The organism is Roseibium sp. (genome assembly GCF_050301095.1).
In the GTDB taxonomy this organism is placed as follows: domain Bacteria; phylum Pseudomonadota; class Alphaproteobacteria; order Rhizobiales; family Stappiaceae; genus Roseibium.
This window is the reverse complement of sequence record NZ_JBNKYW010000158.1, coordinates 23,839-34,678: the sequence shown is the minus strand read 5'-3', so window position 1 is coordinate 34,678 and position 10,840 is coordinate 23,839. Positions and strand designations below refer to the sequence as shown.

At 58.3% G+C, this 10,840-nt stretch carries 8 protein-coding genes; 5 read left to right on the top strand and 3 right to left on the bottom strand.

The features are described from left to right. Window positions 1-292 precede the first annotated feature (292 nt). Together ACQY7U_RS14675 and ACQY7U_RS14670 are read left to right on the top strand one after the other, a co-directional pair. Window positions 293-682 (top strand): hypothetical protein, encoded by a 390-nt coding sequence (locus tag ACQY7U_RS14675; RefSeq protein WP_428645631.1) that lies wholly within the window; start codon window positions 293-295, stop codon window positions 680-682. Beyond that, complete coding sequence (locus ACQY7U_RS14670; protein ID WP_428645629.1) at window positions 679-1,203, top strand: RES family NAD+ phosphorylase; 525 nt, start codon at window positions 679-681, stop codon at window positions 1,201-1,203. The genes ACQY7U_RS14675 and ACQY7U_RS14670 overlap by 4 nt, the downstream gene beginning before the upstream one ends. An 82-nt stretch (window positions 1,204-1,285) precedes the next feature. Here the strand turns inward: ACQY7U_RS14670 and dinB are convergent, their stop codons facing one another. The 3 genes from dinB to ACQY7U_RS14655 all read right to left on the bottom strand — a co-directional run bounded on the left by dinB (window position 1,286) and on the right by ACQY7U_RS14655 (window position 5,193). Further along, on the bottom strand, window positions 1,286-2,371 hold the full coding sequence (gene dinB, locus ACQY7U_RS14665; RefSeq protein ID WP_428645634.1) for a DNA polymerase IV: 1,086 nt from the start codon (window positions 2,369-2,371) through the stop codon (window positions 1,286-1,288). Window positions 2,372-2,448: 77 nt separating this feature from the next. After that, window positions 2,449-3,111, bottom strand: coding sequence for an SOS response-associated peptidase (locus ACQY7U_RS14660; RefSeq protein ID WP_428645632.1), 663 nt, complete (start codon window positions 3,109-3,111; stop codon window positions 2,449-2,451). Window positions 3,112-3,123: 12 nt separating this feature from the next. Further along, window positions 3,124-5,193 carry an ATP-dependent helicase gene (locus ACQY7U_RS14655; protein WP_428645627.1) on the bottom strand — a complete coding sequence of 690 codons (2,070 nt, stop codon included), beginning with the start codon at window positions 5,191-5,193 and terminating at the stop codon, window positions 3,124-3,126. Window positions 5,194-5,377: 184 nt separating this feature from the next. On the opposite strand from ACQY7U_RS14655, the gene ACQY7U_RS14650 reads away from it, so the two are divergent. The 3 genes from ACQY7U_RS14650 to ACQY7U_RS14640 are packed head-to-tail and all read left to right on the top strand — an operon-like array spanning window position 5,378 to window position 10,834. Beyond that, window positions 5,378-6,139 (top strand): ImuA family protein, encoded by a 762-nt coding sequence (locus ACQY7U_RS14650; RefSeq protein WP_428645625.1) that lies wholly within the window; start codon window positions 5,378-5,380, stop codon window positions 6,137-6,139. Next, window positions 6,054-7,577: a Y-family DNA polymerase gene (locus tag ACQY7U_RS14645; protein ID WP_428645623.1), complete on the top strand. Its 1,524-nt coding sequence runs from the start codon at window positions 6,054-6,056 to the stop codon at window positions 7,575-7,577. Before ACQY7U_RS14650 ends, ACQY7U_RS14645 begins: the two co-directional genes overlap by 86 nt. Next, a complete protein-coding gene (locus tag ACQY7U_RS14640; protein ID WP_428645621.1) occupies window positions 7,574-10,834 on the top strand; it encodes an error-prone DNA polymerase in 3,261 nt (1,086 codons plus the stop codon). The genes ACQY7U_RS14645 and ACQY7U_RS14640 overlap by 4 nt, the downstream gene beginning before the upstream one ends. Window positions 10,835-10,840: the final 6 nt, after the last annotated feature.

The window sequence follows — 10,840 nt, the reverse complement described above, 5'->3', positions numbered from 1 at the left end:
CGGAGCGGCCGCATCCGCATTTCTTGCAATGGCATCGAGAGAATTGCTTCAAACACTAGGCGGAGTTGGATCTTTTGCGGGTAGAATGCTCGGGGCTGTTTTTGATAGCATATTAGGAAGCCTGAATCTTGTTGCTGAAGTTTGTATCCAATGCTGACGGGGATGGAGCCGGCTCAGTTTGGGTGCACGGCCCTTTGTTGACGAATACTCTTCAGCCTTTGAATCGACCTCAAGGACTTGATGTACTGAAAAATGTGCATATATTGTGCATAAAGCAGTGCGGAGATTAGACATGGCATACGCCCATGCTGAACATTCAAATGTCGTTGTGTCAAAGTTCGTGGATAGCCTTCAGGAACCACGGACCCCCTATATTTCGCCAGCGCGCTTTTCCAAGGTGCTCGGCGTAAAGGTCGTGGCATTGGCGGAACTCACTGGCGTCCATCGCAACACGCTGCGCAATCCCTCTTCAGAGCGTCTGCAACTGAAAATGCGAGAGATGATCAAGGTCATATCAGCCGCAGCCGAGCTCACGGGCGATATTGAAAAGGCGATCTACTGGTATCGAAACGAACCAATAGCGGACTACGATCATCATACCGCGGCTGAGCTTGTTGCTGACGGTCACGCCGATGCCGTCCTCGCCTATATTCGCGATCTCGAGGGCGGAGCGCGCGGGTGAAAATTTCCCGTATAGGTCCAGATGCCGTCTTTTACAGATACCTCACACCCAAATGGGCCTTTCTTCCCACAAGTGGTGCGGGTGCAGCCACTGACGGTGGGCGCTTCAATCGCCCTGGGGTTGAGGCCCTGTATCTTTCCGAGGCACCTCAAACAGCACTTGAAGAATACCAACAGGGTGCCAGTATCACACCTCCCGCGACGCTTGCCGCCTATAAGATTACACTCGAAGACGTCGCCGATCTGTCAGCAGGTTATGATCCAGCACTCTGGGACCCGATGTGGAGTGACTGGGACTGCATGTGGCGCAAAATTGCGCGCATTGAGAAAAAGGTTCCTTCGTCATGGAAGCTTGCAGATACCGTCATTTCTTCAGGATTGCGCGGCCTGCTTTTCCCATCGCTTCGCCACGCGGGCGGAACGAACCTCGTCGTGTTTCCGGCAAATCTGACCGAGGCCGATTCCGTCATTGTACACGACCCGGATGGCCGCCTTCCCAAAGACCAGTCATCCTGGACCTAAACGCTTAAGACTGCCTGCTTCGGTGAAGGCTGTTGCTCTCACTTTCGATATGACAGGGAAACGCCGGTGATGGGGCCAAACGTCAAAAAAGCGACATTTGAGATGTTTCTGGAGAACTCTCATCTGCTTGCAATGACGAAAGCGTAACGCCCAACAGGCGAATGCCCTTTGGCGTCGGGAATAGCTCCCTTAAAAGGTTCAGGGCAATCTCCAGCACCTCTTCCGATGATCGGACGGGAGCCGATACCGAGCGACTGCGCGTTAGTTGATGGAAATCTGCGTATTTGACCTTCAGCGTAACAGTACGTCCACTGATCTGCTTGTTTGCAGCGTGACGGCATACTTTTTCAGCAAGCGGGAGCAATTCGGCTTTTGCCGCTTCAAGCTCGAAGATATCGACTGCAAACGTGTCTTCAGCGCCGATGGATTTTCGTTCTCTATTGGGCTGGACAGGTCTTTCATCGATCCCGCGCGAAATCCGATAGTACCAGCTGCCAGACTTCCCGAAATTGTCCCGAAGGAACGTCAGCGACTTGTCCCTCAAATCGGCACCCGTCTCAATCCCAAGTCGCTGCATCTTCTCGGCTGTCGCTGGCCCAACCCCGTGGAATTTCTTCACGGCCAGTTCGGCAACAAATGCAGGCCCCATCTTCGGCGTGATGACGGCTTGGCCGTTGGGTTTGTTGAGATCGCTTGCGATCTTTGCCAAGAACTTGCAATAGGAAATCCCGGCTGATGCATTCAGGCCAGTCACTTCCTTGATCCGGGCGCGAATGATCGTCGCAATCTCGGTGGCGAATTCGATATTCTGCTTGTTTTCCGTAACGTCAAGATAGGCCTCGTCCAACGAGAGTGGCTCGATCAGGTCGGTGTGCTCGGCAAACACGTCATGGATTTGTTGAGACACTGCCCGATACACGTCGAAGCGCGGTTTCACGAATATCAGGTCAGGGCAGCGGCGTTTGGCCGTGACCGAGGGCAGCGCTGACCGCACCCCAAAGGCACGCGCCTCATAGCTTGCAGCTGCAACTACACCTCTGGCGGCAGAACCGCCAACCGCAACCGGCTTTCCTCTGAGGTCCGGATTATCGCGCTGCTCAACCGAGGCATAGAATGCATCCATATCGACATGAATGATCTTGCGGATTGTGGCTTCAGCCTCATCCATTTCGATCGTTTCCTCGACACTTTGGACGGTCAATTCATCCATGCCTTCTTTGGGTTTCGTCAGCTCCATGGTCTGGGTCAGTCGCCTTCCGGGTTTTCAGGCGGTTCGACGATGACAAGCATGTCTGACGGCAATGGCCGTTGGAGGTGTTTGACCTCGCCCCATTCGCCGGTAAGCCACAGATCAACCTCTTCGGGTGTGGTCAGGATCGCTGGCATGGCCTTTTCGTGTATGGGTTTGACGACATCATTGGGCGTCGTTGTCAAAAACCCGAAGAGCTCATATTCCTGTTCCCCGTCACGGACCTTTCGCACACCCTTCCAGGGCGTCCAGAAGCCCGCGAAGAACATCAGCGGACGATCCGGATTTTGTGCAAACCACGCATTCGGTACGCGTCCGCCTTCGACCTTGCTCGCTGGATCAGGTTCTGCAAACGACGTGAATGGCACAACACACCGGCTTGTTGGTCCAAGCCAACGTCGCCAATGCGGAGACCCCGCATTGCGGATATTGGTAACACCGCGATCTGCATTGCCTTTGACATAGGCCGGCGGCGTCGGCATGCCCCAGGTGGCGCTAACGATTTCGCGCTTGCCTTCACCGTCAACCCGGACAATCGGGGCCAGCGTGTTGGGATAGACGTTCAGCGAGGGTTGGTTCCAGCCCGCCTTGTCGCTCATGGCTTCTGTAAACTGAATGACGGCATCCCTTGTTGTCGTCAGATTATAGAGATTGCACACATCCTTCTCCAATCATCGCCACATGCCGCGCATACGTGCTCCGACATCAAGGCGAACTTGCCGCGGACCGGCGTTGTTCGGCTGGCCGGGCTTTACGACCGGCCAGGCTTTTGTTTCAAAATACTGCAGTAATGTAGCGGGAATGAAGCGTGTTCGCGAGGCATAGACATGCCGGTCGCCCGTCGAAGACTGACCATGGGTAAAAAAGCGCTGCGGAACAACAAGGTTGAGGCTGTCTTTCGCCCGTGTCATTGCAACATAGAGAAGGCGTCTTTCTTCCTCGATTTCGTCCGACGTGCCGACACCAAGATCGGACGGGATACAGCCATCGACGGTGTTGAGCACAAAGACAGACCGCCATTCCTGGCCCTTTGCCGAATGAATAGTTGAGAGGATCAGGTAGTCCTCGTCGAGCAAAGGAACGCCCGCCTGGCCGGAGGTCGCATCCGGAGGGTCAAGCGTGAGCTCTGTCAGGAAGCGTTCTCTTGAGGGATAGCCTGCTGCGATGTCCTCGAGCTGTAGCAGGTCGGCGCGGCGCATCTCAAAGTCTTCGTGAATGCGTTCGAGATGCGGTTCGTACCAAGCACGGATCCTGCCGATTTCGGCGGGCCAGCCCATGTTCGCAGTCCGCAGGTCCGAAACCAGTGAAACTAGCCCTGGCCAATCTGCCGCGGCGCGTGATGGGGCGGGCAGGGCGGCGAGCGTCTCAACGGGGTCTGCTGTTTCGGCAACCGCATCCAACGCGGTTTGCGCCGAGGCAGGCCCGACGCCCGGAAGAAGCTGCATCAATTGGAACCCGGCCACACGATCACGCATATTCTGCGCGAACCGCAAGGCTGCCAGCATGTCCTTCACGTGGGCGGAATCGAGAAACTTGAGACCACCGAATTTGACGAAGGGAATATTGCGGCGGGTCAGTTCCACTTCCAGCGGTCCACTATGGTGGCTTGTACGGAAGAGCACAGCCTGATCTTTCAACCGCATTCCACCTTCGCGATTGTCGAGAACTTCATCTGCGATGAAACGTGCCTGATCACCCTCATCGCGAACCGTCACCAGTCTCGGCTTCTCGTTTGATGCCCGGTCGGTCCAAAGGTTCTTGGTGTAACGCTCCTGGGCAAGGCTGATCACGCCATTGGCAGCCTCCAGGATCGGCTGCGTGGAGCGATAATTTCGGTCAAGCGTGATGACCTCGGCCTCAGGCGAAAATTCCTTCGGAAAGTCGAGAATGTTGCGAACCGTGGCGGCACGGAACGAATAGATTGCCTGCGCGTCGTCACCGACGACGGTCAAACCTCGTCCACCGGGTTTGAGAGCTGTGAGGATTGATGCCTGCAGGCGGTTGGTGTCCTGATATTCATCGACCAGAACATGGTCAAACCGCCCGCCGATCTCGTCTGCAAGCACAGCGTCACCCATGGTTTGCGCCCAGTAGAGCAGCAAGTCGTCATAATCGAGCACGTTCTGGATCTGCTTGGCATCAACATAGGCACCGAACAGTTCTTTCAGTTCCTTTTCCCAGGCCGAACACCACGGGAAGTAGGCACGCAGGATGTCCTCAAGCGGGGCTTCAGAATTCACGGTTCGCGAATAGATCGACAGGCAAGTTCCCTTGGCGGGAAAGCGATTCTCGGTCTTTGAGAATCCCAGATCGTGCCTGACGAGGTTCATCAGATCGGCCGAGTCTTCGCGGTCATGGATTGTGAATTGCGGATCGATCCCAAGTTCGATTGCATATTCGCGCAACAGGCGCGCGCCAATTCCATGAAACGTACCTGACCAGGCAAGACCATCGGCCATGATGCCGGCTTTGTCGCCGAGAGCGGTCCTGCAGATGCGCTCAACCCGCTTGCCCATTTCGGCGGCTGCGCGGCGTGAAAAGGTCATCAGCAGAATACGACGTGGATCGGCCCCGGATATGACAAGTTCGGCCACGCGATGGGCAAGCGTGTTGGTTTTACCTGAACCTGCACCTGCAATGATCAGCAGCGGTCTGCCAATCGTGTCGTTCGGCGCGGCAATTCCATGCATGACCGCTGCGCGCTGATTGTCATTCAATTTTTCAAGATGCGATGCAGTCATCGGCAATCATCCTCAACCACCTGAAAATCAACGGTGCGTGGTCACAGCACCTGGGTCATTTGCCGGTCGAAATGGTCAAAGCACGTAAATTTGGCCGATTGACTCAAAACCAGAAAAAGAACAAATAAGGAACATATCGGATAATTCAGATGTTGCAAAGCCCTGAGGGAGATGTTTTCGCGCCATGCCGGACCAGTCGGTCAAACCAGCTATTGCAGAGCTTCGAGAGCGCATTGCGCATCTTGAAAGTCCGGGGGGACGTGCGCGCACCGTTCTCCCCTTTGGTCTCGCTGACATCGACAGAAGGCTTCCGGGTGGAGGGCTGGGGCTTGGCTGTCTGCATGAGGTGGCAGGTGGCGGTAATGGTGCCGTTGATGGTGCGGCTGCGGCCCTCTTTGTGGCCGGGATCGCGGCACGCACCAAGGGCAAGGTGCTTTGGGTGGTCACACGATCCGATCTCTTTGCACCGGCGATCGCCCAGGCAGGCCTTGGCCCCGACCGCGTGATCCATGTTGAGGCCGGAGACGAAAAGGCGCTGCTTGCCTGTTTCGAAGAAGGCTTGCGGCATGGCGGTCTCGGTGCGGTCGTGGCGGAAACCGCGCGCCTGCCGATGACCGCCTCCCGTCGGCTGCAGCTTGCTGCAGAGACTTCCAACACGATTGGTCTGGCGCTGCGCCGTTGGCGGCGGCAGACCGAGGCGGGGGATTTTGGCCAGCCGACGGCAAGTGTGACCCGGTGGCGGGTTTCCGTTCTGCCCTCGCGACCTTTGCCCGTCCCCGGGCTTGGCCGGGCGCGCTGGCTCGTGGAGCTCATCCGCTGTCGCGCAGGAGAAAGCGCAGATTTTGAAGTGGAGGCGTGTGATGACACGGGTCGTATCGCTCTTCCTTCCGAGGTGGCCCACAGATCGCCTCAGAAGGAAATCGGGCGACGCATCGCCGCCCGCTGATGCGCCGCTCGTCATGGCTGGTCGAACCGGTCGCCGACGCCTGATCACCGCACTCGATATCAATGCCGAGAGCCTCGGTGTTCGTATCGGCATGGCCGTGACCAAGGCGCAGGCTCTGGTTCCCGGCCTCATCATTGCCGATTCCGATCCGGCCGCTGAAACCGAAGGCCTGACCAAACTGGCATTTTGGGCCTTGCAGCGGATTTCCCCCGTAGTTGCGGCCGACCCGCCGGATGGGCTTGTGATCGATACGACTGGCGCCGATCATCTGCATGGCGGCGAAGAGGCGATGCTGTCCGACATGATCAAGCGCTTTGCTGTCTCTGGCGTCGAGGCGCGCGCGTCTGTCGCCGATACGTGGGGTGCAGCCCATGCCGCCGCCCGCTTTCTGGCGCGACCAGCCATCATCGTTCCGCCCGGCGAAGCCGAAGCCATGCTGCAGGTTCTTCCCCTGCAGGCGCTTCGATTGGATAGCGGGACGGTCACTGGTTTGCACACTCTCGGTTTTGAAACGGTCGGCGAATTGCTGGCGCAACCCCGTGCCCCGCTGACCTTGCGGTTCGGGCCGGAACTTGGGCGTCGGCTGGACCAGGCGCTTGGTCTGGTTTCAGAGCCGGTTGATCCCGTGCGTTCACCGGAACTTGTCGAAGTGCGGAAAGCCTTTGCTGAACCGATCGGCGCTGCAGAAACCATAGCGCGCTATATAGCACGCCTTGCCGATGCACTCTGTCACGAAATGGAGAGGCGTGGCCTTGGCGCGCGCCGGCTCGATCTCCTGTTTCACCGGGTGGACAATAGCATGCAGTTCATTCGGATCGGCACGGGCCAACCGATCCGGGATCCGAAACGACTGGTGCGGTTGTTCAGGGACAAGATTGAGACAGTCGATCCGGGCTTCGGGATAGAGATCATGGAGCTGGTGGCGATCATGACGGAACCGCTGCGCGACAAGCAGACGATCTCGTCGCTGGTCGAGGAGCCCGAGGCGGATGTTTCTGACCTGATTGATATCCTTTCCAATCGGGTCGGCCAAAACCGGCTTTGTCGTTTCGTACCCGTTCAAAGCGATGTTCCAGAACGTTCCGTCGCGCGGATATCACCGCTTGCCCCCGAAACCGGCCTCACCTGGGAGGGCGACTGGCCGCGCCCGCCACGGCTGCTTGCTCGACCCGAGCCCGTCGAGACCATGGCGCTTTTGCCCGACCATCCGCCCGTCTGGTTCACCTGGCGCGGGGTTCGCCGTCGGGTCCGTCGCGCCGATGGCCCGGAACGCGTGCGGGGCGAATGGTGGAAACGCGACGCCGAGCTGACCGCTGTCCGGGATTATTTCCGGGTCGAGGATGAAACCGGCGAGCGCTATTGGATATTCCGTTCCGGTGACGGTGAACATGAGGACAGCGGCTCGCAGCGCTGGTTTATCCATGGGATATTCGGATGACCGGGCCGCGCTATGCCGAATTGCAGGTTACAACCCATTTCTCGTTTCTGCGCGGGGCAAGTAGTTGCGACGAGCTGTTCGCGCGGGCGGCCGAACTCGGAATTGAAGCGCTTGGTGTTGTCGACCGCAATTCGCTCGCAGGCATCGTGCGGGCGCTCGAGGCGTCCCGGCAGACCGGCGTCCGGCTGGTCGTTGGCTGTCGCCTCGACCTTGCCGACGCCTTGCCCGTTCTTGTTTATCCGACCAACCGGGTGGCCTATGCCCGGCTCTGCCGGTTGCTATCGCTCGGAAAGAAACGAGCGGGGAAGGGCAAGTGCCATCTCGAATGGGCGGATTTGGTTGTTTACGGGGAAGGGCTGATTGCTGTTCTGATCCCAGACCGGCCCGACGATGACTGTGCACTGTCTTTGCGACGGCTGCGGGAAGCCTTTGGGGATCGGGCCTATCTGGCTCTGACACTGCGGCGGCGACCCAATGATCAGCTCCGCCTCTGGCAGCTTACGAACCTGGCCGCTGCGGCCCGGGTTCCGACTGTGGTCACCAATGACGTGCTCTTCCATGAAGTGGGTCGCCAGATGATGCAGGATGTGGTGACCGCTATCCGGCACAATGTCACGATTGACGAGCTGGGGCATCGTCGGGAACGCTTCGCCGACCGCTATCTGAAGCCGCCCCAGGAAATGCACCGGCTCTTTGAGCGTTATCCCGAAGCGCTTGCCCGGACCATCGAGATCATGGAGCGCTGCACGTTTTCGCTCGAAGAGCTTGCCTACCAATATCCGGAGGAAAAGCTCTATCCCGATCTTTCTCCGCAACAAGCGCTTGAAAAGCTCACCTGGGAAGGGGCGGCCGAACGTTATCCGGAGGGCCTGCCAGACAAGGTGCGGGCCAATCTCGAACACGAGCTCAAGCTGATCGAGAAGCTCGACTATGCGCCTTATTTTCTGACCGTGAACGCCATCGTGCGTTTTGCCCGCTCAAAAGACATTCTCTGTCAGGGTAGGGGATCGGCTGCTAACTCGGCCGTCTGCTACGTGCTTGGCGTCACCTCTGTTGATCCCGACCGCAACGATCTTCTCTTTGAACGCTTCGTTTCCGAGGAGCGGCGCGAGCCGCCTGACATCGATGTCGATTTCGAGCATGAACGCCGCGAAGAAGTCATCCAATGGGTTTATCAGACCTATGGCCGCGAGCGGGCAGCACTCTGTTCCACCGTCATCCGTTATCGATCAAAAGGCGCATTGCGCGATGTTGGCAAGGCGCTCGGCCTGACAGAGGATCTGACCAAAACACTATCGTCACAAGTCTGGGGTTGGTCGGAAGGTGTTGAGCAGAAACATGCCGAGGAACTGAACCTCAATATGAGTGACCGTCGGCTGCGGCTTGCCATGGAGCTTGCCCATCAGCTGGTCGGTACACCGCGCCATCTCTCCCAGCATCCGGGCGGTTTCGTTCTGACCCGCGACCGGCTGGATGAGCTTGTCCCGATTGAGCCTGCGGCCATGCAAGACCGGCAGGTGATTGAATGGGACAAGGACGATATCGACATCCTGAAATTCATGAAGGTCGATGTGCTGGCGCTCGGCATGCTCTCTTGCATGCGTCGTGCCTTCGATCTTCTGGCCGAGCACAAGGACATTCGCCTCGACCTTGCAACAATCCCGGCAGAGGATCCACGCACCTATGCCATGATCCGCAAGGCCGATACGCTTGGCACCTTCCAGATCGAAAGCCGCGCGCAGATGGCAATGCTGCCGCGCATCAAGCCGCGCACCTTTTATGATCTTGTCATCGAGGTTGCCATTGTCCGGCCAGGCCCGATCCAGGGCGATATGGTGCATCCCTATCTGCGCCGACGCGAAGGCAAGGAAGAGGTGACCTTCCCCAAACCCGAGCTCGAAGCCGTTCTTGGCAAGACCTTGGGCGTGCCACTGTTTCAGGAGCAGGCCATGCGAGTTGCCATTGAATGCGCAGGTTTCACCGCTGGCGAGGCCGATCAACTCCGTCGCGCCATGGCAACCTTCAAGCACACCGGCGGGGTTTCCAGGTTCGGGGCCAAACTCATCGAAGGCATGGTGGCCAACGGCTACGACCGAGATTTTGCGGACCGCACCTTCAAGCAGTTGGAAGGTTTCGGGTCCTATGGCTTTCCCGAAAGCCACGCCGCAAGCTTTGCCCTCATTGCCTACGCCTCCTCCTGGATGAAATGCTGGCACCCCGACGCCTTTTGCTGTGCGCTCTTGAATGCCCAACCCATGGGTTTCTACGCGCCCGCACAGATTGTTCGCGATGCCCGCGATCATGGCGTCGAGGTTCGTCCGGTCTGCATCAATGCGAGCCGCTGGGATTGCACGCTTGAGCCTATTGAGGGCGACGATGTCCGGCTTGCCGTTCGGCTCGGACTACGTCTCGTGAAAGCTCTCGGCAATGCAGAAGCCGCCCGTCTCGTCTCCTGTCGGGAAGAGCAGCCCTTCCTCTCTGTCGATGATCTCTGGCGCCGGGCCGGTATTCCGGCCGCCGCCCTGGTAGAGCTCGCTGAAGCCGATGTCTTCCGCCCCTCGCTCGGTCTTGCCCGCCGTGAAGCCCTCTGGGCAATCAAGGCGCTACGTGATGAGCCGCTTCCGCTCTTTGCCGCCGCCGCTGACCGGGAAGCCGGGATTGTTCCCGAGCAGGACGAGCCTCCAGTCTCCCTGAAGCCGATGGAAGCGGGACGGGAAGTTGTCGAGGATTACGGGCATGTCGGCTTGAGCCTGAGGCGACACCCGGTCTCGTTCCTTCGTTCGGACCTGTCGCGCCGACGGTTTGTCACCTGCGTGGAGGCTGTTTCTTTGAGGGATGGCCGTTGGGTCAATGTCGCAGGCCTCGTCCTTGTGCGTCAGCGGCCGGGTTCTGCCAAGGGTGTAATGTTCATCACGCTCGAAGACGAGACGTCCGTTGCCAACCTGGTCGTATGGTCAAAGGTCTTCGAGAAATACCGTCGAACAGTCCTTGGGTCGGGCATGCTCGGCGTAAAAGGTCGGGTTCAGCGGGAAGGGGAGGTCGTTCATATCGTCGCCCGCGAGCTGATCGATTTGTCTTCGGAGCTCGCGAGTGTCGGAACTCGCAACGGTGCCTTTCCGTTGCCCCATGGGAGGGGTGATGAGTTTCATCATGGAATGCCGGCACCTGATCCGCGTGGGATGCCGAAGGCGAAGGATATGTTCGATCCCTATGGGCATATCGACGAGATCAGGGTGAAGACGCGGGACTTCAAATGATCGACC

Bases quoted from the DNA above. Each gene is read 5' to 3' on its own strand.
- ACQY7U_RS14675 (WP_428645631.1), top strand. From the start codon at position 293: ATGGCATACGCCCATGCTGAACATTCAAATGTCGTTGTGTCAAAGTTC.
- dinB (WP_428645634.1), bottom strand. From the start codon at position 2,371: ATGGATGAGGCTGAAGCCACAATCCGCAAGATCATTCATGTCGATATG.
- ACQY7U_RS14655 (WP_428645627.1), bottom strand. From the start codon at position 5,193: ATGACTGCATCGCATCTTGAAAAATTGAATGACAATCAGCGCGCAGCG.
- ACQY7U_RS14650 (WP_428645625.1), top strand. From the start codon at position 5,378: ATGCCGGACCAGTCGGTCAAACCAGCTATTGCAGAGCTTCGAGAGCGC.
- ACQY7U_RS14645 (WP_428645623.1), top strand. From the start codon at position 6,054: ATGACACGGGTCGTATCGCTCTTCCTTCCGAGGTGGCCCACAGATCGC.
- ACQY7U_RS14640 (WP_428645621.1), top strand. From the start codon at position 7,574: ATGACCGGGCCGCGCTATGCCGAATTGCAGGTTACAACCCATTTCTCG.